The sequence below is a fragment of the Pseudomarimonas arenosa genome (assembly GCF_014841215.1).
Lineage (GTDB): Bacteria > Pseudomonadota > Gammaproteobacteria > Xanthomonadales > Xanthomonadaceae > Pseudomarimonas > Pseudomarimonas arenosa.
On the sequence record NZ_JACYTR010000001.1, the window covers coordinates 204090 to 230161 of the forward strand.

Sequence of the window (26072 nt, forward strand, 5' to 3'; positions counted from 1 at the left end):
CCTCAGTCGCCAAGCGCGATCCGCCGGGTGAACGCGAGCGCCAGATCGATGCGTTGCTGCAGATCAACGCGCAGCTCATCTGGCATTTTTTCGCCATTGCCTAACACGTAGTAAGCGGTACGCAAGACGTCCCGCCAGCGCGGATTCTTGGGCAACTTCGACAGACTAAGATAACGTTCCATGGCCCGGGCGCGTAGTCGGCCGTCGTCGATGTTGACCCGCCAGATGCGGCTGCGCTCGGCCAATTCGATTCGATTCAGTCCGGTGCATCGTTCCCAGCCTTCCACGGCCAACAGCATCAGTTCGACCAGATGGCGGCGAAATTCCTCTCGGCCTGCAGGCTCATTGGTGGGTTCTGACTGAAGCTCGCTGGCGGGGGTGGGCGAAGTCTGCAGTTCAAGGACGATCAGCCCATCGCCGCCTTCCCAGGGGCGTAACTCCACCGCTTGCGTCGTACGTCCATCGACCGAGAGCAGGAGACTGTGCGAGCCAGCGTCTTCGAGCCGCTCAAGCGCTGCGCGCAGCTCAGCCGCATCGGCGGGCTGCAAGTAGTCCGGAAGTGATTGACCTTCGAGTGATTCGCGCGGCGCGTTGAATGCGCGACAGGCCGCGCGACTAATCGCCGACACTTGGCCCTCCGCATCGAGAAGAGCAACCGCGTCCTCGCGGCTGTCCAGCAATGCCTGCAGCAGCTGTCGATCTTGCGCCAAGGTATTGGCCTCCCGCTGATAGTGCTGCAAGGCTTGTTCGTAGCGCTCGCGCCGCGCCGCTTCCATGACCCGCATGCGCTGCTGCCGATGCCAGAACAGCAAGATCAGCACAGCCAGCAGAGCCGCCGACGACACCAGGATCAACCACAACTGCAAGGTTCGATGGCGCGCCCTCTCTTCCGCCTCAGCGAGCTGACGTCGCGACTCGCTGAGATTGAACCGGGCGTTCGACCACGCCAACCCACGGTCGCGTTGCGCGCGCAGGTCCTCAACTTCGCGCTCATACGCCTCACGCAGCGCCGACAGCGCCTGACCTGGCTGCCCGGCCTGTTCCATGCCGAGCGAGATCTCCCGTAGCATCTGTGCCTGCATGGCCGGCCCCCATGCGCGTGAATCGAGCGCAGTGCGTAGCCGAGTCAGCGCCGCATCGGGCGCCCCGGACAGTCGATCAACACGCGCTGCTTGCAACTCCAGTTCGCCCGGCAAGGGTAGTCGATGCGCATCGGCGAGTGCCAAGGCTTCTGCAACCTGCTCGCGTGCCTGGGTCACATCGCCGCGCGACAGCGAGGCTTGCGCCAGACCTGCCAGCACCAGCAGCTGGTATCGGCGCGCCCCCTCGGCATCGGCACCGCCCTCTACAGCCAGCCTCAAATCGTGTAACGCTGTGTTAAGCAGTTCGCTTGCCATCGTGGCATCGCCACGGTCCAGCGCCAACGCACTCAGGCTATCGTACACATGCATGGCCTGCACATAGTGCCCTTCGCTACGAAACACCGATAACGCCTGCCGATAGTAGCGCTCTGCCTCGTCGGGCTGCTCCAAGTCACGATAGACATCGGCGATGTTGTTAAGCACGGGGCCGATTGCCGCATCACCGATTTCGTGCTGCAAGGTCAACCCACGGGACAACGCGTGCATCGCGCCACTGTAGTCGCCGATGCGGCGCAGGCTGCTACCCACATTTTTCAGCTGTTTGGCAATCGCCGACTTATCACCTAAATGTTCGGCCACACTCAGCGCACACTCGAAACTGGCCAGCGCATCGGTGGGCCGACCATCGGCGTACTCGATCAATCCACGCCGACGCACCAGCTCGTACCGTGAGCGTGAATCCTCTTCGTCCGTGACACGCGCCGCCGCGCAGGCAAGCGCCGCGGCTGCACCTTCGAGCTGGCCGTCGGCACGCTGTTGGTCTGCATGAGACAGCAAGGCCCGGAAAATCGCTGGTGCGGTCGCCTCCGCCAGTTCAAACGTCTGATGGCAGTCGCCGGCTGGCAACGGTTGAGCCGGCATTGACGCACACCGCGTGAGATCCAAGGCGGCATGTCCCGTACTTGGCAGCAAGGTCAGTGCCATACTGCCCAGCATGGCGCACAACCCTAGCCAAGGCGCATTGCAAGAACCTCTGATCTGGAAATTCAGCACGACAGGATGTTCAGTCTTGTTTTGGTTCTGGATGGGAACGGCCATCGGGCTCACTCGATCCACTGATCGACGCAGAGCAGGCCCCCAGAGGGCCGGGGATTGTCCCATCGATATAGCACTTTGTCTGCAAGCACCACGGTCCGACGCGCTTCCCTGCCAAACGAGCTGTGCCGCTATTGATCCGGCGCCCTGAAGGTTGAGCATCCTGTCCAACGTCGATCCAGCGAACCCGTGCAGGCCCCTGTTCGCCGGTGCCTCACCGCCCGGAGCGCCGCTCGCGAGCAACCCATCCACGGACTGCATTCTGAAATATCCGGGCTACTAAGCCGCGCCCTCCTCCGCCAGGCGATTCAGCAGATACTTCACCAGTCCAAACCTGAGGTCGGCCGACCCTGGTTTCAGCGACCGCTTTCGAACAGGCGTACGGACGTGAACATCGCATCGGCCAGACCCCATAGTTAAGTCTTTGAATATTCAAGCCAAACAAGACTGGCACGACGTTTGCTTAAATGCTTCAGCAGCGGCGTCGCCGCAAGACAAGGGTTGCTGGACTATGAGCGCGTTCTTCGAGTGGTTGAACCAGGACATCCGCGACGCCCTGCGCCAGTTTGCCGCGCGTCCGGGCTTCGCCCTGGTCGCTCTGCTCACGCTCAGTCTCGGAATCGGCGCCACCACGGCGATCTACAGCCTGTTGAACGCCACCGTGCTGGCGCCACTGCCCTATCCCGATGCCGAGCGCCTGGTGCGGGTGCAGGAGCGCACGCCCGACGGCATGATGTTTTCGGCATCCGAGCCGAACTATCTCGACTTTCGCCAACGCAGCCGCTCCCTTGAACTGATAGTTGCACTGAAGCAAAGCAGTTTCAGCTTGCGTTCCGGCGGAGAACCGATACCAGCAGAGGGACTGGCCGTCAGCGATGGCTATTTCGACTTGCTGGGTGCGCAGCCCGTGCTTGGCCGCGCCTTCGTTGCCGAGGAGGATCAACCGGGCGCTGCGGCCAAGGTCGTGGTGTTGAGCCATCAGCTCTGGCAGCAACGTTTCAACGGCGACGCACAGATACTCGGACGCGACATTGATCTTGACGGCACACCCTACCGGGTGATCGGCGTGATGCCTGCCGAGTTTCGCTGGTTCGAGGTCAGCTTCTGGCTACCGCTGGCGGCCGATCCAAACAGCGATCGCGGCGATCATTGGCTGTCCCTGATCGGCCGGCTATCGGTGGGCAGCGACATCGATCAGGCGCAGCAAGAGCTGGCATCGATCAGTGCCGACATCGGTCGCCAATTTCCGTCAGTGGCCGGCTGGAGCGTGAGCCTGAAACCGCTGCATGACTGGTTGGTGAGCCCGGAATACCGGCAGGGCATACTCGTGCTGTTTGCGGCGGTGGCCCTGCTGTTGGGCATTGCCTGCCTCAATCTGGCCAACCTCTGGTTCATCCGCAGTCACGCCAGTCGCGCCGAAATCGGTATTCGCAGCGCACTCGGCGCAAGCCGCAGACGCATCCTCTGCCAATGGATGGTCGAGGTGTTGCTGCTTTCGGGCCTCGGCGCGCTATTGGGCGCCGTGCTCGCTGGCGTCGCCATTGATCTGCTCAAGCACCACGCGCCAAGCGGCATACCGCGTCTTGAAACGCTGAGCGTCGATGCCAATGTGCTGCTGTTTGCTGCTGGCACAGCCTTGATCACCGCATTGTTGTTTGGATTGGCGCCAGCCTGGCATGCGGCGCGCACCGAGGCTGCGGTCAGCTTGCAGCTCGAGGGTCGCAGCGGTATGCCACGCGGCCAGGGAAAATTACGCGACCTGTTGGTGGTCGGGCAGATCGCCATCTCCGCCCTGCTACTGGTTGGTGCCGGCATCCTCGGGCGCAGTTTTCTGGAGCTGAAAGCCAGCGACCTTGGCTTCGATCCCGAGCACCTGCTCACGCTGGATCTGCAGCTGGGTGAGCAAAACTATGCCGAGCCCTGGCAGAAGGTGGTGTTCTTTCATCGCCTCACCGAGCGTCTCGATGCAATTCCAGGTGTGGTCGCCAGCGGTGCCAGTGCAGTCCGGCCATTCAGTGGCAACGACATGGTCAACGATGTCACGCCTGTAGAACGCGCCGCGGAAACCGGCAGTGCCGGATACATGCAGCTGCGCTGGCGAGCGGCGACGCCGGGGTTCTTCGCCGCGGCCGGCCTGCCGCTGATGCAGGGACGAACCTTTAGCGCAGAAGACCCCTGGAACGGACCGCGCAACGTGGTGCTCAGTGCAACGGCGGCAGAAAAGCTCTGGCCCGGCCAGTCGGCCGTGGGTCAGCGCCTGTATTGGGGCGGCATCGACGGCGATCCGCTGAACGTGATTGGCGTGGTCGGCGACTTTGAAGACGTCAACCTCGGCCAGCCCGCGTCGGGAGTGATGTTCATTCCCTACAACCAGCTGCCCTGGCCCAGCATGAGTCTGTGGGTGCGCACTCGCGGCGAAGCCAGCAATGTGCCGTCCGAGCTGCGCGAGCTGCTGCGCACGCTCGATGCCGAAATGCCTGCGGCGACCATCGTTTCGCTGCAGGATCGGCTCGACGTCGCGGTAGCCGCACCGCGGCTACGCACGCTGCTGCTGCTCGGCTTTGCTACGTCCGCCTTGTTGTTGGCCGCCTTGGGCGTGTATGCCGTCATGGCGTTCAACTTTGCCAGTCGCCGACGTGAACTCGGACTTCGGCTCGCCCTCGGCGCGACACCAGCCGTCTTGCAACGAATGCTGATGCAAGGCGGAGGCCGACTGATTGCCTGGGGCTCGGTGCTGGGTGGGCTGGGCGCCTGGACGTTAAGCCATACGCTGAGCAGCCTGGTGCAGCACCGCAGTGCAGAAGATCTATGGGCCTATGCTCTGGCTCTGTTGGCATTGGGATCGATCGCGGCGCTGGCGGTGCTCATTCCTGCCCGACGCGTGCTACGGCAATCCCCGCTGGAATCGATCCGGGGCGATTGAGCGATTCAGACTGAGCGACTATTCAGCAGCAGCGACAGCGCCGCCGGTGCTTCGCTTGGCTCCTTCTCGCGCATCTGCAATCCGCTCGTCTTTCTCAGACGCCGCTGCCCGTCGTCGCGTGACCTTGCAGTCCGAAGACCGAAGAGCGCAAACCGGGTTTGACCTGCAAATTGGTGTTCAGGCGCTGGCATGGATAACCCTTGACTCTGGACCATGGTCCAGGGTTGATAGTGGACTCAGTCCGGCGCAGAAGAGGCGGCAATGACTGGATTCACCATCGGCCACTTGGCCAAACAGGCCGGTGTCGGCATCGACACCGTGCGCTTCTACGAACGCAGCGGTCTGCTGCAGCCTGCCGGCCGTGCGGCCTCGGGCTATCGCCGCTATGGCGAAGCCGAGCTGCAGCGGCTCGGCTTCATTCGCCGCGCCAAGGAGCTGGGCTTCTCCCTCGATGAGATCGCTGAGCTGCTGAGCCTGAGCGAGCGCCGCTCGGTGGCCGGCATCAAGAGCGCGGCAGCCGAAAAGCTGGCCGACATCGAGGCCCGGATCAGCGATCTGCGGCGCATAAGGCACGGACTGAAAGCACTGGTCGACGCCTGCCCCGGGCACGGCGAGGTGGCCGCCTGCCCGATCCTCAACGCGCTTGGCCAGCCGGCCAAGGCAAGGAGTTCCCGATGAACACGCAGAACCACCACAGCGATGGACATGGCCACAGCGAGCGGCAGCGCAACGCGTCGGCGCCCGCCAAGTCATCCTGCTGCCAGGGGAAAGCGGAGGACTCCAAGCACGCGCATTCCCAGGGCGATGCGAACACAACGAAAGCGTTCACCGACCCGGTCTGCGGGATGCGCGTGGCGGCGGATGGTCCGCACCAGTACCAGCACCAGGGCGAGACCTACCGCTTCTGCTCGGCGCACTGCCTGCACAAATTCAAGGCCGATCCGGAGCAGTACCTCAAACCACAGCGGGAGCCAGAGGCATCTGAGCAAGATGTTCCACCGGATACCCAGTACACCTGCCCGATGCATCCGGAAGTCGTTCAGGACGGCCCGGGCACCTGCCCAAAATGCGGCATGGCGCTTGAACCGATGATGCCAAGCCTGGACGAAGAGGAGAATCCGGAGCTGACCGATTTTCGCCGCCGTTTCTGGGTCAGTTTGCCGTTCTCGGCAGCGGTGTTCGTACTGGCGATGTTTGGTCATTCGTTGGCGATTACCGATGCCGGCACCCGAACCTGGCTGGAGCTGGCACTGTCGCTGCCGGTGGTGGCCTGGGCTGGCTGGCCATTCTTCCAGCGCTGGTGGCAGTCAATTCGCGGGCTAAGTCCCAACATGTGGACCTTGATCGGCACCGGCGTCGGTGCCGCCTTCGTCTACAGCCTTGCCGCCACCCTGGCGCCGGACTGGTTCCCGGCCTCGTTCCATGAGCATGGTCGCGTTGGGGTGTATTACGAAGCCTCGGTGATCATCATTACCCTGACCCTGCTCGGCCAGCTGCTGGAACTCAAGGCGCGCGCCAGCACCTCCGCGGCAATCAAGACCCTGCTCGGGCTGTCGCCAAAGACGGCACGACGAATCAAAGATGATGGCAGCGAAGAAGACATCGAGCTGAGCCATGTGCATCTCGGCGATCGCCTGCGTGTGCGGCCGGGCGAGAAGATACCGGTCGATGGAGAAGTGCTCGACGGGCGCTCGCATGTCGATGAGTCGATGCTGACCGGCGAGCCGGTGCCGCTGGCCAAACAGGAAGGTGACCGGCTGATCGGTGCCACCATGAATGGCAATGGCAGCCTGATCATGCGCGCCGACAAGGTCGGCGGCGACACCCTGCTCGCTCAGATTGTGCAACTGGTGGCGCAGGCACAGCGTTCGCGCGCGCCCATGCAACGCCTGGCCGACAAAGTGAGCGGCGTATTCGTTCTGGCGGTAATGACGGTCTCCCTGCTGACTCTGCTCGGCTGGGGCCTGTTTGGGCCGGAACCTTCCTGGACCTATGCCATCGTCAATGCCGTGTCGGTGCTGATCATTGCCTGCCCCTGTGCACTCGGTCTCGCCACGCCGATGTCGATCATGGTCGCTACCGGCAAGGGCGCGGAACTCGGTGTGTTGTTTCGCGATGCCGAAGCGATCGAACATCTGCGCAAAGTCGATACCTTGATCGTCGACAAGACCGGCACGCTGACCGAGGGCAAGCCGGCCTTCGATTCGCTGATCGCCGCCGACGGATTCGCCGAGGACGAGGTATTGCGTCTGGCCGCCAGTCTCGATCGCGGCAGCGAACACCCACTGGCCGCCGCCATCGTCGCCGAAGCCGAACGTCGCGAGCTGCAGCTGGACAGGGCGGATGACTTCGAGTCATCGACCGGCATTGGCGTGCGCGGCAAGCTCAGTGGCAAGGCGCTGGCGCTCGGCAACCGTGCCCTTATGGAGGACGAAGCGATCGACATCAGCGAGCTGCAGGAGGACGCCGATGCACTGCGTCGTGAAGGTGCCAGCGTGGTGTACCTGGCACTGGACGGCAAGCTGGCCGGACTGATCGCCGTGGCCGATCCGATCAAGCAAAGCACGCCCGAGGCGCTTCGCCAGCTGCGCGCTGCCGGCATTCGTCTGGTGATGGCCAGCGGCGATGGCGAGATCACCGCGAAATCGGTGGCCAACAAGCTCGGCATCGGCGAGGTGCATGGCGAGGTTAAACCCGCCGACAAGGCGGATCTTGTGGCTAAGCTGAAGAAGGAAGGCTGCCGGGTGGCGATGGCCGGCGATGGCATCAACGACGCCCCCGCCCTGGCCGCCGCCGATGTCGGCATCGCCATGGGCACCGGCACCGATGTGGCGATGTCCTCGGCCCAGGTCACCCTGGTCAAGGGCGATCTCAACGGCATCGTCCGCGCCCGCAGCCTGTCGCAGGCCACCGTGCGCAATATGTGGCAGAACCTCGGGTTTGCCCTCGTCTACAACGGCCTCGGTGTACCGATAGCGGCCGGCCTGCTGTATCCCGCGTTTGGCCTGCTGCTGTCGCCGATGCTGGCCGCGCTGGCGATGAGCCTGTCCTCGGTATCGGTGGTCGGCAATGCACTAAGGCTGCGGTGGGCAATGGTTGCGCAGGGTTGAGCACAGTCGCTACCAGGTCCCTTTGCGACTCGCCCCATGAAGTTCCGAACAAGGACCGGATTCGGCCAGGAGCTGACCGTCAGGGCTGTTCCCTTCTCCCTGCCCGAAGGGCGGATGAGGTATGAATACGCCGTGGGCTCGGTCGCAAACGAACGTCGACGGCACTCAACCCCGGCCCCTCACCCACGGGGAGAAGGGGACCGCTTCGAGTCGCCGCCACGCTGGCTGAGCTTGTCGAAGCCAGCCGACCCAGGATTGCACCCTCAATGCTCGCGTGGGCACCTTCAGGGCTCGCTTCGGTGAGGCACCCTTCGACAAGCTCAGGGTGCGTCAAGGCGATTCCATCGCTACCGCCCTCGGACTCTCATCCGCCCTTCGGGCTGTCTCTCAATGCGAACAGGGCAAGCCATCCGCTTCGGGTGCGAATATGCCGTGGGTGTGGTTGCAAACGAACGTTGACGACCGCTTCGGGTCGCCGCCACGCTGGCTGAGCTTGTCGAAGCCAGCCGACCCAGGATTGCACCCTCAATGCTCGCGTGGGCACCTTCAGGGCTCGCTTCGGTGAGCCACCCTTCGACGGGCTCAGGGTGCGTCAAGGCGATTCCATCCGCCACGCTGGCTGAGCTTGTCGAAGCCAGCCGACCCAGCATTGCAACCTCAATGCTGGCGTGGGCACCTTCCGGGCTCGCTTCGGTGAGGCACCCTTCGACAAGCTCAGGGTGCGTCAAGGCGATTCCATAGCTGCACCAGACCGGCTTCAATGACAGCGAAATGGTCGAGATCCTCGCCCATGTGGCGCTGAATCTGTTCACTAACCACCTCAATGTTGCCTTCGACGTACCGATCGACTTTCCGCAGATCGGCCTTCGCAAGGCAGCCTGAAGTCGGTGCATGGGCGACCGGCAGCGCTGGCGGCGGGCCGCCTGACACCCCTTCAGCGCTTCACACATCGTGCCCGACACGCGATCATGGGCCATCAGCCCATGGCCTCGCCCTTGCAGGCTGAGCCAGAGGAGCTGACGCGGCTTGCCTGCCAGCACTGGCGCTGTTAGAACTCCGGCCAAGAGTTCTTCAGCCACCTGCTATCGAATCGGCCAATTGATGTTTCAATCTGCCGATTCAATAAAGCGGTCCATGGATGGACCGCTCGCTCGCAGCGACGTTGTCGCTGTGAAGCGCCCGCGCGTACGGGCATGCCTGCCGTGAGCCTGTCGAACGGTACCGGACGCGAAGGACGTGAAGTTGAACAGTATGTTCAAGCGTCAAGTTGCCGAATCAACAAGAGCGCTGAATGATGAATCCACCCGACGTAACGATTCGACAGCTTTACGATGCCTTCGCCCAGGCCGATATCGCGGCCGTGCTGGCAGCACTCGATCCCGCGGTCGAATGGACCGAGGCCGAAGGCGGGCCCTACGGCGGCACCTTCATTGGGCCACAGGCGGTGCTGGACAACGTATTCGCCAAGCTGGACAGCGAGTGGCAAGGGTTCACGGCCGCGCCGGCCGAGTTCATCAGCCAGGAGCAGACCGTGGTGGTGCTGGGCGAGTACAGCGGCACCTACAAGCGCACGCGCAAGCCGTTCAAGGCGCCGTTCGCCCATGTCTGGCGACTGCAGGAAGGCAAGGTCATTGGGTTCCGCCAATACACCGACACCCATCTGCATTTGTTGCCGATGCAATCAAACCTGCGACTGCGCGAACGCTTCTGAGCCGTTGCCGGACGAGCAGGGACAACGCCTGGGTGAAATCATCTGTTATGTGCCTTCCAGCCAGCGGCTAGAACGCCCCCCATCGGACTCGATCTGAACCCGGGCAGGAATGCCACAGGGACGGTCGAAAATAGTGCCAGACCGGTAGAAAAACGCTCCCAGGTCGCTGGTTTCCCCGCTCCGCCCCGAGTAAGCTCAGCGGAGGAAGCGATTGTGGTGCTTCCGGGAGCCGCGATGACGAACGATGTCGGCGCTGATCTCAAACTCAACTCGCCGGATATGGCTCCGCGCGCGATTGAGAATTCACGCGCCACTTCCGATTGGTCAAGCTCAGGTGAAGACAGCACCGGCTTCGAATTCCGCTTCGAGTTCGAACGCACCATGGCGGCCCTGGGCAGCGACCCGCAGCTGGCGCGACGCCTGCTGCTGAGTTTCTACTCGCGTCATCAACAGACGCCTCAACAGCTGCGTGACGCGCTCGCCGATGGCGATCTGGCGACGGCGCGCAGCCTGGCACACAGCCTCAAGGGCACCGCCGGCACGATCGGCTTTCGCGCCATTTCAGATGCCGCCAAACAGCTTGAAGGCGCCTTGCAGCCCTGGGATATCGAGGCGTCGCTGCAGTTGTTGGATGCGCTGGATAGCGCCTGCGCCACGGCGTTCGCCGAGTTGGCCGCGGCTGCCGCGGAAACCGAATCGGCCAGCGACAGCGCCACCCGCCCGGTTGCCAAGAATCGCCACGAGTTGCTGCACGCCCTGACCGGCGTACGTGAGCTGTTGCAGCGTTTCGACCCCGACGCCGCGGAACACTTTGAACGACTCAGCACGAGCCTGAGCGGCCAGGGGTTTACAAGCGAAGCTCGGCAGTTGCTCGCCGAATTGCAGGGCTTTGACTATGTCGCCGCCGAGCACAGCCTCAATCAGCTGCAGCAGAAACTGGAGAAACCCGGTGCTTGAGCCGACTTCGAGCCCGGCGCGAGAACGGCGGTGAGCCAGAGCACACTACCGTCAATCGACCCGGCGCAGCTCTGCATCGGCCTGTTCGTATGCCTGGACCTGGGTTGGATGGATCATCCATTCACCTTCAGCAGCTTCAAGATCAAGACCGACGACCAGATCGCCACCCTGCGGCAACTGGGGCTGCAGCGCATTCAGTATGACCCGGCGCGCAGCAGCGTAGCCCCGCTCGATCCGCCCGCCGAGGAGGAAGTCGTCGCTGCAGCCGAAGCGGCATGCGACCTGCCCCCAATTGAGCATCCGGCAGACCCGGGAAGCGATGACGGTGTCGCCGAACTTGATCCGTTGCAGCGCGAGTTCGAGGCCGTCAGGCAGCAGTTCAAGCTCGCGGCCGAGAGCCTGCGAAGCATCAATCGTCACCTGGAGTTCAATCCCAAGCAGGCGCAGCAGGAAGCCAGCGCGATGGTCAATGGCATGATCGAGCAGCTTCTGCAGAGCAACGACGTAAAGGTCCACGCCTTGCAGGAGCGTCTCAGCGAGCAGACATACTTCCACTCACTGAACGTCGCCGTGCTCTGCCTCACACTCGGCAGAGCACTGGAACTATCAGTTGAGGAACTGCAGGCTCTTGGCATGGGCGCGGTGTTCCATGATGCCGGACAAACCCTGCTGCCCAGCCAGCTGCTCAATCGCAGCACCCCGATGAATCGTGCTGAGCAGCGCCTGTTCGAGAGCCATTGTCAGGAGGGCCTCAGACTGGGACAGATCATGGAGCTGCCCGCGGCCGCCATGGATATTCTGCAGCACCATCATGAAATGCTTGATGGCAGTGGTTATCCAGAGGGATTGAAGGGTGAGCAGATCTCCAAGCTGGTGCGCATCGTGGCGATCGTCAATCACTACGACGACCTGTGCAACACCACGCTGGCCGGCGCCGCGGTGTCGCCGTCGGAAGCGCTGTCGCAGATGTTTGCCTTCAAGCGCAATCAGCTCGATGACACCCTGCTGCGGCTGTTCATTCGTTGTCTGGGGGTGTATCCGCCGGGCAGCATCGTGGCGCTGTCCAATGAACGAATCGGCATGGTGCTGGCAGTCAATCAGCAATCCTCACTGAAACCCACCTTGCTGATCTACGACCCATCGGTGCCACCCGAATCGGCGCCGATGCTGGATCTGCGTCAAACGCCGGAGCTGAAGATCGTGCGCGCGGTGAAGATATCACTGCTGCCGCGCGAAGTGTTTCAGTATCTATGCCCGCGCCAGCATGTCACCTACTTCTTTGACCCGCAGCGCACCGAGGCGACGCAATGAGCGACGCATCGGCGCTGTGGCTCGGCGCGGTATTCGATCAGTTACCCGATGCTGCCCTGATCATCGACCCGGGCAGCCTGCGCATCCTTGCCTGCAATCAGCTGGCCGCGAAGATTCTGCGCTATCAGAAGGACTCGCTGCTTAACAAGGAGATCAATGAGATCGAATCATCGATCCAGGCAGTGTTCTACTGGGATCAGGTCAAGGCCGGCGAGTACAACGAAACTGACTCGCAGGACGGCTACTACCAGTGCTGCGATGGCGAAGTCATCGCCATCAGCAAGCGCAGCAAGCCGATTGTTGTCGATGATCGACCCCTGATCCTGGTCGCCTTCCAGGCGGCAGATCAGGCGCACAGTGCGGAACAGGCCTTGTTGCGCACCACCTCGCTGCTGTCCGCCACCCTGGAAGCCACCGCCGATGGCATCCTGGTCACCCGTACCGATGGCGGCATCAGCAATATCAACCATCGGCTGGCCGAGATGTGGCAGATTCCCCCGGCCCTGCTCAACGCCGGGGTCGACAAGGATGTGCTCGACTTCATGCGCGCACAGTTACCCGATGCCAATCGCAGCTTGCTGGATCTCGACGACATTGACGATCAAGCAACGACGCATCCCTGCAATCTCGACCTGCTCGACGGGCGGCATTTCGAATGCCAGATGACCCCGCTGATCGTGCAAGGGCGGGTCAGCGGGCGGGTCTACAGTTTCCACGACGTCACTCGGCGGCGGCTCGATGAAGCCAAGATTCGCGAGAGCGAGGAACGCTTTCGCAACGTCTTCAACAATAGTCCGATGATGATTTGTCTGGTCAGCTTTCCCGACGGCAAGATCATCGACATGAATGAGGCCTGCCGCCGCGCCTATCGGGTCGACCGCTACCACGTACCAGACTGGCCGGCCACCGAACTCGATGTCTGGGCCGATAGCGACGAACGCGACCTGTACATCTACCAGCTGCAGGCCGAGGGCGAGGTACGTAACTTTGAAGCGGTGATGCGCCGTCGTGACGGCAGCCTGTTCCCGGTGCAGTACAGCGCCAACCTGCTCTCTCTGCGCAACGGTCAGTTAAGCCTGCTGTCGATGCAGGATATCTCGACGCGCAAGCAGGCCGAACGCATGCAGCACGTCCAGCACACCATTTCCGAAGCGGCCCACTCGGCCAGCGACATAAACGATTTGTGTCAGCGGCTTCACATGATCGTCAACGAGCAGATTCCGGCGCAGAATCTGTTTGTCGCGCTGGCCGAAGGTGATCGCAGCGCCAGCGCACAGTTCAGCTATCCCTATGTGGTCGATGAACAGCAACAGGGCGAAGCGCCATCCGAACTTACCCGCGCCCTGGCGGCCAGCGTGTACTGCGCCGGTAATCCCCAGCTGTTTACCGAGCACGCGCTCAAGTCGCTGTTTGACGCTGACTTGAGCGAACGGCCGCAGACCTGGCCGAGTGCCTGGCTCGGCGTGCCGCTGATGTCCAATCAGCAATGTATCGGCGTGGTGGGCGTTTCCAGCTATGCGCCAGGAATGCGTTACACCGATCGCGATGAAGCCCTGCTGCAGTTCGTTGCCAACCAGGTCAACATGGTGATGGAACGCAAGCAGGCCGAAGCTCAGCAGCGCCTGCTCGATGAAACCTTGCAGCAGCGCAACGTCGAGTTAGAGAAGGCCAGCCGGGTGAAATCAGAGTTCCTGGCCAATATGTCGCATGAGATTCGCACGCCGATGAATGCCATTATCGGCCTGTCGCGCCTGTGCCTGGGAACCGACCTCAATGCGCAGCAGCGCGACTACGTAGAAAAAGTGTTTCATGCCGGCAGTTCTCTGCTCGGCATCATCAACGACATCCTGGACATCTCCAAGGTCGAGGCCGGCAAACTTGAGCTGGAGGCGATTCCCTTCTCTCTCGACGCGGTGTTCGACAACCTGCGCAATCTGGTCTCAACCCGGGTGCAGGAGAAGGGTCTGCAGCTGGTTATCGAGCGCAATGATGATCGACCGCGTCTGCTTGGCGACCCGCTGCGCCTGGGCCAGGTCCTGCTCAATCTGGTCGGCAATGCAATCAAGTTCACCGAACGGGGTGAGGTTCGGATCGGTGTCAGGCAGGTCGATGCCCAGGATCAGGGCGTAACGCTGGAGTTCTCGGTCAAGGATTCGGGCATCGGTATGAGCGAAGCCCACCGCCAGCGTCTGTTCCAGCCGTTCTCGCAAGCCGATGCCTCGACCACCCGTAAGTACGGCGGCACCGGGCTGGGACTGGCGATCAGCAAGAATCTGGTCGAGTTGATGGGAGGCCAGATCGAGGTCGACAGCGAACTTGGCAGCGGCACCTGCTTTCGCTTCAGCGCGCGCTTTGGCTTGGTGACCGGTGAGCGCCTCGAGGCGGGTGAAGCAAGGCCGGTAGGCGCGCTCAGCTTTGATGTCGAAGCCTGCTTGCGCGGTCGGCACGTGCTACTGGTCGAAGACAATCTGATCAATCAGCAGATTGCTCGCGAATGGCTGGCCAAGGCAGGATTGCAGGTCAGCCTGGCCAGTAATGGTCGCGAGGCATTGGATACCCTCGCCTCTCAAGCGTTCGATTGGGTGTTGATGGATCTGCAGATGCCGGAAATGGATGGCTTCGAAGCCACCCGGCGTATTCGTGAGCAGGCGCACTTCAAGGATCTGCCGGTGATCGCCATGACCGCCAATGCCATGGCCTCCGATCGCCAGGCCTGTCTTGCCGCCGGCATGAATGATCACCTGCCCAAGCCGATCGACCCCGATCAACTGTTCCGCACCTTGGCTCATTGGATGCCGCAACAGCCCGCGATCGAGCCCGGCGACACGATCGCAACAGCTTGTTCAGTTGAGCCCGCTGTCTCCGGCATGGCATTGCCGGCACAACTGCCGGGTATCGATCTCGAGCGGGCACTGTCCAACACCGGCGGCAATGCCAGCCTGTTGCGCTCCTTGCTGCAGATTTTCCTGCGTGATCATGGGGAGGATGAGAAACGCATCCGCCAGGCGCTGGACAGTGGCGATCATGCCTTGGCGCAGCGCTTGGCCCACACCCTCAAGGGCATTGCCGGTTCGCTTGCTGCCGAGCCCCTGCATCTCGCCGCCAAGCAGCTCGACCAGGCGCTGCGGCAGCAAGCGCAGCCGCAGTGCGGCGCCCTGCTCAAGGCGCTGGAGACAGCCCTCGACCCGTTGATCTGTGGCCTGCGCGACGCGCTCGCCGAGTCGGCCAGCGCGCCGGCCCCGGCCGGCAAATCGCTAGACCACGCCGCCCTGCTGGAAATGATCGAAGCCATCGGCCAGCGTGTGGCCGAATTCGACCCTGAAGCCGAGACCATCGCCGCCGAGCTATGCCGGCAGTGCGGCGACCACGCGGCGACAGCATCGGCCGATCTATTGGCCCGGCAGCTGGCGGCCTATGACTTTGAAGCCGCCGGCGCTACCCTGCAACAACTCAGGCAGGCCCTGGAGACCGCTTCATGAGCGAGGTTGACAAGCCGCGCGTGCTGATCGTCGATGACAACAATTTCAATATCGGCTTGATTCGCTCGGCGCTGTATCCCGAGTTCAAGCTGATGGTGGCACATAGCGGCAGGCAGGGGCTGAAGATCGCCATGGAATTCAAACCGGATCTGGTCTTGCTCGATGTCATGATGCCCGACCTCGATGGCTATAAGGTGTGCGCTGCACTGAAGGAGCATGAGGCCACGCGTCATATTCCGGTGGTGTTTCTCAGCAGTCTGGACGAACCTTCCGATGCCGAACGTGGGCTACAGCTCGGGGCCGTCGACTTCCTGCACAAGCCCTTTCGCACCGATGTGGTGCTGGAAACGGTGCGCATGCATGTCGGCAAGCCCAGCTCATCATCGGGGCCTTCGCTGTGAAGCCCATGACCAGCTCCCTGCCGCCCATCACCGAAGAAAAGCAGAAGCTGCTGATCGTCGACGACGAACCGTTCAATCTGAACCTGCTTAACGCCCTGCTCAAGCAGGAGTACAAGATCATGGTGGCGATTGACGGCGAGCAGGCGCTGAAGTGCGCCCTGAGTGCGCGCCCCGACCTGATCCTGCTCGACATCATGATGCCCGGCATCGATGGCCACGAGGTCTGCCGACGCCTGAAGGCGGATGAGCGCACCCGCGATGTGCCGATCATCTTCATCAGCGCCAAGAGCGAGGTGGCTGATGAAGCAATGGGTTTTGATCTGGGCGCCGTCGACTACATCAGCAAGCCATTCAACAGCACCGTGGTGAAGGCGCGGGTGCGCACTCATATGCGCCTGAAGCGCCGCGGCGATCTATTGGAAAAGCTGGTCATGCTCGATGGCCTGACCATGATTCCCAACCGCCGCGCCCTGGATGACATCTGCGCGCGCGAGTGGCGCCGCAGTCTGCGTGGACGCACGCCGCTGTCGGCCCTGATGATCGATATCGATCACTTCAAGAGCTTCAATGATCACTACGGCCATCGGGCCGGTGACGAGTGCCTGATCGCCGTGGCTCAGGCCCTGACCCAGGGAACCCGACGCCCCGGTGATTTCGTCGCTCGCTACGGCGGCGAGGAATTCGCCGCCATCCTGGCCGAAACCGACCAGGACGGCGCCGTGCAGATCGCCGAACGGATGCAGCAGAACGTGCATGACCTGGCCATCGAACACGCGCATTCGGCCGCGGCAGCACGCATCACCATTAGCATCGGCTTGGCCGCAGCCCTGGCCAGCCCGATGAACTCGGTGCAGACGCTGCTGGAGACAGCCGATCGGGCCCTCTATCAGGCCAAGCGAGCTGGGCGCAACCGCGTGTGTGCCGAGCGGCTGTAGCCTTCCTCACCGCCGATCAAACGCAGTGTTGCCAAGACCGAGTTGCAGCCGCACCCGAGTCCGTCGAGAATGCCCCCCTCACGGTAGTAGAGAATGCGTTCCCCGAATGAAAACCCCACTGTTTCGATGCCTGTTGGCCAGTGCGCTGGCGCTTTTGGGATCTCCCTTGGTGGCGCAGGAAGTGCCGCAGTGGCAGGGTCGATTTGGCGCCGGCACCACCCGGGCCCTGGAAGGCGACCGCAGCCTGTCGGTCAGCGTCGGGCTGGAGCGTTCGCTACCTGGCTACCACTGGGCCGGCGGTGACTTCAGCCTGGACCTGGGTCTTTACTCCCTGCGTCAGCGCAACTCTGACGATCCGGAACTGGATGACGATGTGTTCGCTGCAGCGGCCGGTCTACGCTGGCGACGTGGCATCTGGGTGCTTGGTTTCAGTCCCGCCATCGCCACCTCGCGCACCTCTGCCATCAGCGGCGTACTGCAGTTCGTCAGCACCGCCGGCCTGCGCGGCGAACACATCGGCGCGATGCTGCAGCACATCTCTAACGGCAGCCTGCATGGTCGCAACCGCGGCGAGACGATGCTGATGCTGGAACTGTATTTCTGAGACGACGGACCGTGAATCGAGCGCCGCTGTGCCGTCGGCTCAGCGCGCCTGCTTGCCAAGGCCAGCGCTCAGGGTGCCGTCAACCACGGTAACCGCCTGGCCACCGATCCACACCCCATCAGCCTCGATACTGACCTCGACCCGTCCGTCGCGCTGCAGCTCTCGGCCCTGGCTGGCGACGTAGCGATCGCCACGCTTGAGCTGACCGACATCGCGCAGGTAGGCGCCCATCGAGGCATTGGCGCTGCCGGTCACCGGATCTTCCGGAATGCCATCGGCCGGACAGAATGCGCGCACCACCCGCTGGTAGTCCTGCCCGGCATTGGCCGCGGCAAACACCGCCAGACCCACCGCGCCGGTTGTCCGACACAGCGCCGCCACTGCCTGTAGATCAGGCCGCAGTGAGCGCACTGCCTCCTCATCACGTAGTTCCACCAACCACCAATGCGGTCCGTTGTCATACAGCACCGGCGCCAGGTCGCCGATCGGCCAATCGGCCAGGGCCGCCGTCAGCAGGCCCTGATCATCGACCTGCCGCCGCTGCGCCGCAGGCGAGCGCAGCGCGATGGTGCGCTGATCCTTGCTGCCCAGGACCCGCACCGGCAACAGGCCGGCCTCGCATTCCTGCACCAACTCGCCACTGCCCGACGACAACAAGCCGCTCTCGAGCAGCGCGTGGGCCGTGCCGACACTGGGATGACCGGCAAACGGCAGCTCGGACATCGGCGTGAATATGCGCAGCCGGTAGGAGGCCTCGGGCGTTCGTGGCTGCAGGACAAAGGTCGTTTCCGACAGATTGGTCCAACGCGCGATGTGCTGCATCTGCTCGCGGCTCAAGGCATCGGCGGCCAGGATCACCGCCACCGGGTTGCCGCGGAACGGCTGATCGGTGAACACATCCACCTGTTTGAACGGCACCCTGATCATGACGACACTCCAGCTCGCGACGACCCATGGTGCAGATGCCCGCACGGGCTGGCAAGCATCCACGCTAGACAGCGCGCGGCGTAGAATGGAAGACCGCCCCCGATGAGGAGATCAGCATGGCCACCGGATGGGCCGGCGACGGCGCCGTTCAAGATCAGATAGACGCGACGGTGAAAGACGCGATCCAGCGCGCGCGCAGCCAACTGCCCTGCGGCCCTGGCCTGAGCCACTGCGCCGAGTGCGATGCGCCTATCCCCGACGCCCGGCGCAAAGCCCTGCCCGGCGTGCGCCTTTGTGTGACCTGCCAATCCGAGCTCGATCGCGAACACAGCGCGCAAAGCGGCTACAACCGCCGTGGCAGCAAGGATAGCCAGTTGAGGTAAGGCGGGACTTGACCCGCCGTCGTGCGCATCCCCTCGCCACGGTTTCGATTCTGCACCACATTCGTTGCAGTGTGGTTTGGCCGGGTGATGGAGGGTCACGACCCTACGCACGCTCGACACCCATCGATGCAGCAAGCTGGGCCCTCATGGGGTGCGCCTCGGCGCACCGCCGGCGCCGGTCTGCCAGCATCAGCATCGCATCGCCACGGTTTCAATTCCTCACCACATGGCGTTTCGGTGGGCGATGGCGGGCCAAGGGCCCGCCCTACTCGTAGCGCAAGGCCTCGATGGGATCGAGCTTGGCGGCCTTGGCGGCGGGCATCAGGCCGAACACGATGCCGACCAGGGTCGAGAATCCAAAGGCCAGGGCTACCGCCCACCAGGGCACGAAGGCATCGGGGAATCCGGGCAAGAGTTTGGCCGCGCCGAAGCCGATGCCGTAGCCGATCAGGATGCCGACAATGCCACCCAGCAAGGACAGCACGGTGGCCTCGATCAGGAATTGCAGCAGGATGTGGTGCCGCTTGGCGCCGAGTGCCTTGCTGATGCCGATTTCGCGCGTGCGCTCGGTCACCGAGACCAGCATGATGTTCATGATGCCGATGCCGCCGACCAGCAGGGACACGCTGACGATGCCGCCCAAGACAACGGTCACCGTGCCAATCACTGCCTCGAAGGATTCGGTCAGCTGACTGGCGGTCTGTACCTTGAAATCATTGCGCTCGCCAGGCTTCAACTTGTGCAGTTGGCGCAGCAGGGCGGTGACGCGATCCTTGATCGGTTCGATGTCGTCGATATTGCGCACATTGAAACTGATCTGGATATCCTGCCGCAGTGGATCATCCACCATTGCCATGCCGGTGGAGAACGGAATCACCACGAAATCGTCCTGACTGAAGCCGAACATCTCGCCGCGCTCCTCAGTGACGCCGACTACCTTGAACCACTCGCCGCCCATTTCGATGAATTCGCCAATCGGGTCTTCCGGTAGCTTGAGGTTTTCACGCACGGTTTCGCCGATCACAACAACACGTCGCCGCGAGCGCTCGTCATTGTTGGTCACGAAACGGCCTATACCGGCGTAGATCTGGCGACTGTCCTGCCAGCTGGAACGGGTCGCCACCACCTGGGTAAAGGCACTCTGGCCCTGATAACGCAGCATTCGATCGCCGCCGATATTCACTACGAACAGCGGGGTGACATCTTCGATATCGTCGATGTAGTGGGTGATGCGATCGAGGTCGAGCAGGGTCAAGTGGTTGCGCTTGCCTTGCATCGCCTCCTTGAACGAGGTGTCCGAACGCACGGTCAGGCTGTTTCCGCCCAGTCCTTCGAACTGACTGGTGATCGAATGCTCCAGGCCCTGCACCAGGGACACCACGGCAATCACCGAGGCGACGCCGATGATGATGCCGAGCGTGGTCAGAAAGCTGCGCAAGCCATGGGCGCGAATACTGGCCAGCGCCGAGCGCAGACTTTCCAGCAACATGGTCATGCCATGACCTCCTTGCGGGTATCACTGATCACCTTGCCGTCGGCCAGCCGCACCACCCGATCGCAGTGCTCAGCGATGTCCGGCTCGTGGGTGACCAGGATCAGGGTCTGGCCCTCCTTATGCAGCTCATCGAACAGGGCCATGATGTCGGCACTGGTGGAGGAATCGAGGTTGCCGGTCGGCTCGTCGGCCAGCAGAATCGACGGCGTGCCGACCAGGGCACGGGCAATCGCCACACGCTGGCGCTGGCCGCCGGACAGCTGGTTCGGCAGATGATGCATGCGGCCCTGCAAGCCGACCCGCTCCAGGCTTTGCTCGGCCATCTTCTTGCGCAGAGCCGGCTTAACACCACGATAAATCAGCGGGTGCATCACATTGTGCAGGGCGCTGGCGCGCGGCAGCAGGTTGAAACTCTGGAACACAAAGCCGATCTCGCGATTGCGGATATCGGCCAGTTCGTTCTCGTCCATGCTGGCCACATCGCGACCATTCAGCCAGTAGCGACCTGAGGTCGGGCGATCGAGACAGCCGAGAATATTCATCATGGTCGACTTGCCAGAGCCGGAAGCGCCGATGAAGGCAATGCTTTCGTTGCGGACAATATCCAGGCTGACCCCGTGCAGAGCGTGAATGGTCTCACCGCCCATCACATAGCGTTTGGTGATGTCCTCAAGCTTGAGCAGGACTTCACTCACGATTCCGCCTCTTGCTCGACCTCAGACTCCTCGGACTGTTCATCGGATGAGACCAGCTTGGCCTGCAAGGCCTCACCATCCTTGAGGTGACGCAGCACCTTGTAGGGGCCGATCACCACCCGTTCGCGGGCACTCAGGCCCTCGGTGACCTCCTGGTAGCTATCGTCCGACAGCCCCACCTTCACCACACGGCGTTCCGCCTTGCCGTCCTTCTCGACGAATACGAAGTGCTCTTCCTCGATCGGCTCGTCGCTGTCGCCTTTCTTGTCGGCATTGGCCTGATTGGTGCTGAATACGCTTTGCACCGGCACTGCCAGTACATTGTCGGCATTGGCGGTATAGATTTCCGCGCGGCAAGTCATGCCGGGACGCAGGGCCAGCGCGGACGGATCCTTGAGCCGCACCTTGACCGCATAGTTGCGTGCCAGTGAGACCTGTCCGCCGAGCGCCGCTGTGCGCGGCGAAAGCGGGATGCTCTCCACCTCACCCTGCAATGGCGTATCGGGAAATGCGGCAGCAAATACCGCCACCGGCTGGCCAACCGAAATGCGCGCGATATCGGCTTCGTCGACATTGACCTCGGTCATCAGACTATCCGGGTCGGCGACCGTCATCAGCGAAGATCCGGCAATGCCAGTGGCACTTGAAACCGCCGTCTCGCCGACCTTGATATCCACCGCCATCACCGTGCCGGTGATTGGCGAGCGGATCTCCGTCTTAGCCAGACGTTCACGCGCCTGACGCAGGGCGGCTTCGGCCTGTCGCAGCGACTCACGACTGGCACGCAGTTCGACCTCGGCCAGCTCATAGGTGTGACGCGCGGTGTCTGACTGGTTGTCATCGACCAGCTTGCGCTTGTGCAGCTCCTCAATGCGCTGCCACTGGCGCTTACTGTTGGCCACGTTCAGGCGCTGCCGCTCGATATTGATTTGCTGCTGGCGCACCGCCGCCTCGTACTGCGCCACTTCCGCTTCGAATACCTGCTGATCGAGCTGCAGTACCACCTGCCCCTCATCGACACGGTCACCTTCTTCCACCAACACTGCGCGCACCTTGCCGATCACTTCGGGCGACAGCTGCGATTGCTGGCGGAACACCAAATTGCCCGAGGCCAGAATCGATGCCTTCACTTCGCGGGCGCTCACCTCGGCCACCTCGACCGACTTGCTGCTGTCGCCGGATCCGGTACTGATCAGCACCGGCAGCAGTAGGACCGCCGCCACCGCGGCGATCCCGAGCCAACGCTTGTTCATGCGCCACCCTTGGACATGGCGACCAGGGCCCAGATGCCGTAGATCAGCACATAGGGCAGCAGGACCACGGTCCAGGCGGTCGCGCTGCTCTTCCTGGTCCACAGCTTGTAGCCGACGAAAGCCAGGAACAGGCTCCAGAACATCGGCAGATGGATACTGGACAAGAGGCCGGCCCAGGCATCAGAGGCGGGCAAATGGAAGAACAGCTGGTTAAGTGACAGTGGATTGAGCTGTTCCTGGGTCAACTGACCATTGCTGGTCATCAGAATCTTGATGGCACCGGCGGGGATCAGCAGAAGGGCCGGCACCATGCTCCAGGTGGACAGCGCAAACCACTTTCCGAAGCCGATTTCGCTGCCGATCACCTTGGCCGACAGGGTGTAGTAAGTGGCCGAGATCAGCAGAATCAGAGGCATCATGATCACCACGCCGACGGCGGTGAAGACGGTCAGCATGGTCGGGTTCATCATCTTGCGCATGCTTTCTGCCTGCGCTGGTTCCATATCGGGCTGCGCCGCCACCATCTGATCGATCAGCCAATTGACGTCGACCACCTGGTAATACCAGGCCCACAAGGCCAGGGTACCGACGATGGTGAGGATCAGCGGCAAGGCGATCATCGAGCGCTCTTGCACCGCTTCGAACGCCTTGCCGGGCTCGGTAAACATCTGGCCCAAGGTCTTGATTGCAGACATGAAGTCACTCCCCACTAAATATAGATGCCCTGCCTATACGTGGCAGCGCGGGAAGTGTGACAGCTGCGAGCGAAGATTGCCCGCCGGGCCAGCCCTGCTACTCGGCCAGCGGCGCTGGTTTGGCGAACAGATAGCCCTGCCCCAGGCCACAACCCATGGCGATCAGGGCCTCGGCCTGCAGCTCAGTCTCCACGCCTTCGGCGACCGCCTCAAGGCCGAGCGAGTGCGCCAGGGTCAGGATCGAACGGATCACTGCCCGGCTACCGGCATCACCCTGCTGCCCCAGTTCAGAGACGAAACTGCGATCGATCTTCAGGCTGCGCAGCGGAAAGCGATGCACATAGCTCAGCGATGAATAGCCGGTGCCAAAATCATCCACCGCCGCCTGCACACTTTCGGCGCGCAGCCTAGCCAGCATGGTGATCACCGATTCCGGGTTATGCATCAAGGCGCCTTCGGTGATCTCGATGCGGATTCGCGACGGCGCAATGCCGGTTCCACGAATCATGCTGAGCAGGCGTTGATCGAAGTCGTCCTTGCGGAAATAGCGCGCCGAAACATTGATGGTGACATACAGCGCATCGGGCAGACGCTGCACCTGACGACAGGCCGATTCCCAAACCTGCCAATCGATCGCCTCGATACTGCCGTTTTCCTCGGCCACGTCGAGGAAGGCCGCGGGCGCCAGCCAACCACGGGTTTCGTGATTCCAGCGCATCAGCGCCTCATAACCGACCAGGCCGCGATCAACCATCCGCACGATTGGCTGGAACCAGGGATGGAAGCGACGATCGGCGATGCCGTGGCGAATATCGGCCTCCATATCCAGCACCTGGATGGCATGCTGATTGGTTGCCGCATCGAAGATTTCGAAACGCTGCCGCCCCGCGCGCTTGGCGCGGTACATGGCGATATCGGCATCGCGCAACACGTCATCGGCGTGCCGATAACGCCGATCGCCCATCGCCACACCGACACTGCTCGAAGTGCTGATCTCCTTGCCCAGCACAAACATCGGCTCGCTCATCACATTGAGGATGCGCTGCGCGACCCGCACCGGTATCTCCATGCCGGGAATATCTTCGAGCAGGATGGCGAACTCGTCACCGCCCAGACGCGCCACCACATCAGGCTCGCGCACGCAGGAGGCGAAACGCCGCGCGACCTCCTTCAGCACCTCATCTCCGGCCAGATGCCCGAGGCTGTCGTTGATCACCTTGAAGCGATCGACATCGGCATACAGCACGGCGAAATCAGGCCTGTGACCGCGCCGCCGCAAGGCCAATACGCGCTCCAGCCGATCGCGCAGATAGGCGCGGTTGGGCAGGCCGGTGAGCGAGTCGTGCATCACCTCGTGCTTGAGCCGCTCTTCGATCTTTTCTCGCACGGCGATCTGTTCGCGCAATTCGCGCGTACGTTCCTCAACCCGCCGTTCCAGCTCGGCATGGGCCACGCGCAGCTCTTCCGCCGCGCGTCGGCGTTCCACCGTGTAGCCGACCTGCCGCGAGACGAAGGTCAGCAGTTCCAGTTCACGGGCGCCGTAGCGAACCTGCTCGTTATAGCTTTGCGCAACGATCGCTCCCCAGACACGAGTGCCGGTCTTCAGTGGCACACCCATCCACGATTCGCTGGGCGTTCCGCTGCGCTTGATGTCGCCGCGTTCTTGCAGGCCGGATACATCGCGTGCACTGAGCAGCAAGGGCCGAGCCTGATCCATCAGGTATTCGGTCAGGCCACAGCCCTTGGCACGCACGCCGGGCGAACGGCCGGACTCATCGGCATAGTACGGAAACTCGATCTGCTCGGAATCGTCTGACAGCAAGGCGACATAGAAATTGGGCGCCGTGATCAGCCGATCGATCACCCGATGCAGCTGTTGATAGAAGGACTCGACCGAGCCCTCGCCACTGGCCAGCTCGGCGATGTGGAACAGGCTGCGCTGCAGTTTCTCGCCGCGCTGGCGCTCTTCGACCTCTACCGCCAGCTCGCGGGTGCGCTCCTGAACACGCTGCTCCAGCTCTTCCTGGCCCTTCTTGCGCTCCAGCGCCGTGAGGATATGGCTGGCGACGAAGCTCAACAGATTCTGATCGGCCTCGCTGAAGCAATTGGCCTGATGATAGTTCTGCACCACGATCACACCGCGAATCTCGCTGCCGCTGAGCATGGGCACGCCCATCCAGTCCGGGCTATCGACCCCGACCAGGCGCAGCGGGCCGGAGATCTGCCGTCGCAGTTCATGGGTGGCGCCGCGCAGCGGCCGACCGTCGCGAATCAGATACCAGGTGAGCGCGCGTTCGAAGTCGGCCAGCGGCGTCCAATGCTGTGAGTCGACCGCCTCGGGGTCCTCGGCATCGACGTAGTAGACGAAACGGATGGCATCGCGACTCTTGTCGTACAGCGCAATAAAGAAGTTCTCGGCATACATCAGACCGCCGACGATACGATGCACCTGACGCAGCATGTCGCCCATGTCGAGATCGGAGCCGGCCATATCGGCGATATCGAACAAGGCCCGCTGCAAGCGCTCGGAATGCTCCATTCGAGCAACCGTTTCATCCTGCCGCCGCAACTCCAACAGATCGTTCCAGCGCCTGGCAAGGGCGGCCAGCAGCACCTGCCAGTAGGGCAGCTGATGCGGCGCCGACTCAGGCGATTGGGCGCGGCAGAGCAGAAAGGCCGCCGGCCCGTCAGATGACACGTACAGGCGGTAGCAGTACACCTCGCCAGCAATCTCCAGCCCGCTGGGGCTGCCATGACAACGCTCCAGCAAGGCCAGACGTGCCGCCGATAGCGTGCGCTGCGGCGCACCCTGCCGATCGCCCGGCCAATTGAGCGACCACCACAGGGATACATCGGACACAGCGCAGGCCGCGGGCAAGGCCCGGGTCACCTGCTGGGCCAACTCGAGCGGTCCCTCGGCCTCGGCAATCGATGAAAACAAGGCCAGGGCCGACCTTTCGACCGGCGCAGATGCCGCACTCTTGACTGATCTTGCGGTCATACACCCTCCCTCCGG

General features: G+C 62.6%; 18 protein-coding genes and 1 pseudogene. 12 read left to right on the forward strand and 7 right to left on the reverse strand.

What is annotated here, in order from left to right:
• Positions 1–2: 2 nt before the first annotated feature.
• Positions 3–2003, reverse strand: a complete 2001-nt coding sequence (locus IFO71_RS00855; RefSeq protein ID WP_192027622.1) for a tetratricopeptide repeat protein — start codon at positions 2001–2003, stop codon at positions 3–5.
• A gap of 685 nt (positions 2004–2688) precedes the next feature.
• Between IFO71_RS00855 and IFO71_RS00860 the strand changes: the two genes are divergently transcribed.
• The 11 genes and pseudogenes from IFO71_RS00860 (at position 2689) to IFO71_RS00910 (ending at position 17608) form a co-directional block, all read left to right on the forward strand.
• Positions 2689–5100, forward strand: a complete 2412-nt coding sequence (locus IFO71_RS00860) for an ABC transporter permease (RefSeq protein WP_192027623.1) — start codon at positions 2689–2691, stop codon at positions 5098–5100.
• 261 nt (positions 5101–5361) lie between these two features.
• Positions 5362–5778, forward strand: a complete 417-nt coding sequence (locus tag IFO71_RS00865) for a MerR family transcriptional regulator (protein WP_192027624.1) — start codon at positions 5362–5364, stop codon at positions 5776–5778.
• Complete coding sequence (locus IFO71_RS00870) at positions 5775–8210, forward strand: heavy metal translocating P-type ATPase (RefSeq protein WP_192027625.1); 2436 nt, start codon at positions 5775–5777, stop codon at positions 8208–8210. The genes IFO71_RS00865 and IFO71_RS00870 overlap by 4 nt, the downstream gene beginning before the upstream one ends.
• Positions 8211–9501: 1291 nt before the next feature.
• Positions 9502–9921 carry a nuclear transport factor 2 family protein gene (locus IFO71_RS00880; RefSeq protein WP_192027626.1) on the forward strand — a complete coding sequence of 140 codons (420 nt, stop codon included), beginning with the start codon at positions 9502–9504 and terminating at the stop codon, positions 9919–9921.
• Between the two features lie 234 nt (positions 9922–10155).
• Entirely contained in the window at positions 10156–10878 is a 723-nt protein-coding gene (locus IFO71_RS00885) for an Hpt domain-containing protein (RefSeq protein WP_192027627.1), read from the forward strand.
• A 108-nt stretch (positions 10879–10986) separates the two neighbouring features.
• Positions 10987–11265, forward strand: a pseudogene (locus tag IFO71_RS22590) (DUF3391 domain-containing protein); the annotation flags it as partial.
• A gap of 87 nt (positions 11266–11352) precedes the next feature.
• Complete coding sequence (locus IFO71_RS00890; protein ID WP_225444273.1) at positions 11353–12189, forward strand: HD-GYP domain-containing protein; 837 nt, start codon at positions 11353–11355, stop codon at positions 12187–12189.
• Positions 12186–15668 (forward strand): ATP-binding protein, encoded by a 3483-nt coding sequence (locus tag IFO71_RS00895; protein ID WP_192027629.1) that lies wholly within the window; start codon positions 12186–12188, stop codon positions 15666–15668. Before IFO71_RS00890 ends, IFO71_RS00895 begins: the two co-directional genes overlap by 4 nt.
• Positions 15665–16069, forward strand: a complete 405-nt coding sequence (locus IFO71_RS00900; protein ID WP_192027630.1) for a response regulator — start codon at positions 15665–15667, stop codon at positions 16067–16069. The genes IFO71_RS00895 and IFO71_RS00900 overlap by 4 nt, the downstream gene beginning before the upstream one ends.
• Before the next feature lie 5 nt (positions 16070–16074).
• The gene (locus tag IFO71_RS00905; RefSeq protein ID WP_192027631.1) at positions 16075–17004 is read left to right on the forward strand and encodes a diguanylate cyclase; all 930 of its coding nucleotides are present in this window, start codon (positions 16075–16077) and stop codon (positions 17002–17004) included.
• 106 nt (positions 17005–17110) lie between these two features.
• A complete protein-coding gene (locus IFO71_RS00910; protein WP_192027632.1) occupies positions 17111–17608 on the forward strand; it encodes a porin family protein in 498 nt (165 codons plus the stop codon).
• A gap of 39 nt (positions 17609–17647) precedes the next feature.
• Here the strand turns inward: IFO71_RS00910 and IFO71_RS00915 are convergent, their stop codons facing one another.
• Entirely contained in the window at positions 17648–18535 is an 888-nt protein-coding gene (locus tag IFO71_RS00915; protein WP_192027633.1) for a PhzF family phenazine biosynthesis protein, read from the reverse strand.
• A gap of 116 nt (positions 18536–18651) precedes the next feature.
• Between IFO71_RS00915 and IFO71_RS00920 the strand changes: the two genes are divergently transcribed.
• Positions 18652–18918, forward strand: a complete 267-nt coding sequence (locus IFO71_RS00920; RefSeq protein WP_192027634.1) for a DksA/TraR family C4-type zinc finger protein — start codon at positions 18652–18654, stop codon at positions 18916–18918.
• A gap of 265 nt (positions 18919–19183) precedes the next feature.
• Here IFO71_RS00920 and IFO71_RS00925 read toward each other — a convergent pair whose 3' ends face one another.
• The 5 genes from IFO71_RS00925 to IFO71_RS00945 all read right to left on the reverse strand — a co-directional run bounded on the left by IFO71_RS00925 (position 19184) and on the right by IFO71_RS00945 (position 26057).
• Positions 19184–20413, reverse strand: a complete 1230-nt coding sequence (locus IFO71_RS00925) for an ABC transporter permease (RefSeq protein WP_192027635.1) — start codon at positions 20411–20413, stop codon at positions 19184–19186.
• Positions 20410–21108 (reverse strand): ABC transporter ATP-binding protein, encoded by a 699-nt coding sequence (locus tag IFO71_RS00930; protein ID WP_332309281.1) that lies wholly within the window; start codon positions 21106–21108, stop codon positions 20410–20412. Before IFO71_RS00930 ends, IFO71_RS00925 begins: the two co-directional genes overlap by 4 nt.
• The gene (locus IFO71_RS00935) at positions 21105–22361 is read right to left on the reverse strand and encodes an efflux RND transporter periplasmic adaptor subunit (RefSeq protein ID WP_192027636.1); all 1257 of its coding nucleotides are present in this window, start codon (positions 22359–22361) and stop codon (positions 21105–21107) included. Before IFO71_RS00935 ends, IFO71_RS00930 begins: the two co-directional genes overlap by 4 nt.
• Positions 22358–23056 (reverse strand): YIP1 family protein, encoded by a 699-nt coding sequence (locus tag IFO71_RS00940; protein ID WP_192027637.1) that lies wholly within the window; start codon positions 23054–23056, stop codon positions 22358–22360. Before IFO71_RS00940 ends, IFO71_RS00935 begins: the two co-directional genes overlap by 4 nt.
• A gap of 97 nt (positions 23057–23153) precedes the next feature.
• Positions 23154–26057, reverse strand: coding sequence for a sensor domain-containing phosphodiesterase (locus IFO71_RS00945; RefSeq protein ID WP_192027638.1), 2904 nt, complete (start codon positions 26055–26057; stop codon positions 23154–23156).
• Positions 26058–26072 lie beyond the last annotated feature (15 nt).

Coding starts and splice junctions, on each gene's coding strand:
- IFO71_RS00900 (WP_192027630.1), top strand. CDS start 15,665: ATGAGCGAGGTTGACAAGCCGCGCGTGCTGATCGTCGATGACAACAAT.
- IFO71_RS00865 (WP_192027624.1), top strand. CDS start 5,362: ATGACTGGATTCACCATCGGCCACTTGGCCAAACAGGCCGGTGTCGGC.
- IFO71_RS00935 (WP_192027636.1), bottom strand. CDS start 22,361: ATGAACAAGCGTTGGCTCGGGATCGCCGCGGTGGCGGCGGTCCTACTG.
- IFO71_RS00855 (WP_192027622.1), bottom strand. CDS start 2,003: ATGCCGGCTCAACCGTTGCCAGCCGGCGACTGCCATCAGACGTTTGAA.
- IFO71_RS00940 (WP_192027637.1), bottom strand. CDS start 23,056: ATGTCTGCAATCAAGACCTTGGGCCAGATGTTTACCGAGCCCGGCAAG.
- IFO71_RS00945 (WP_192027638.1), bottom strand. CDS start 26,057: ATGACCGCAAGATCAGTCAAGAGTGCGGCATCTGCGCCGGTCGAAAGG.
- IFO71_RS00860 (WP_192027623.1), top strand. CDS start 2,689: ATGAGCGCGTTCTTCGAGTGGTTGAACCAGGACATCCGCGACGCCCTG.
- IFO71_RS00920 (WP_192027634.1), top strand. CDS start 18,652: ATGGCCACCGGATGGGCCGGCGACGGCGCCGTTCAAGATCAGATAGAC.
- IFO71_RS00905 (WP_192027631.1), top strand. CDS start 16,075: ATGACCAGCTCCCTGCCGCCCATCACCGAAGAAAAGCAGAAGCTGCTG.
- IFO71_RS00925 (WP_192027635.1), bottom strand. CDS start 20,413: ATGACCATGTTGCTGGAAAGTCTGCGCTCGGCGCTGGCCAGTATTCGC.
- IFO71_RS00915 (WP_192027633.1), bottom strand. CDS start 18,535: ATGATCAGGGTGCCGTTCAAACAGGTGGATGTGTTCACCGATCAGCCG.
- IFO71_RS00895 (WP_192027629.1), top strand. CDS start 12,186: ATGAGCGACGCATCGGCGCTGTGGCTCGGCGCGGTATTCGATCAGTTA.
- IFO71_RS00910 (WP_192027632.1), top strand. CDS start 17,111: ATGAAAACCCCACTGTTTCGATGCCTGTTGGCCAGTGCGCTGGCGCTT.
- IFO71_RS00890 (WP_225444273.1), top strand. CDS start 11,353: ATGATCGAGCAGCTTCTGCAGAGCAACGACGTAAAGGTCCACGCCTTG.
- IFO71_RS00885 (WP_192027627.1), top strand. CDS start 10,156: ATGACGAACGATGTCGGCGCTGATCTCAAACTCAACTCGCCGGATATG.
- IFO71_RS00880 (WP_192027626.1), top strand. CDS start 9,502: ATGATGAATCCACCCGACGTAACGATTCGACAGCTTTACGATGCCTTC.
- IFO71_RS00870 (WP_192027625.1), top strand. CDS start 5,775: ATGAACACGCAGAACCACCACAGCGATGGACATGGCCACAGCGAGCGG.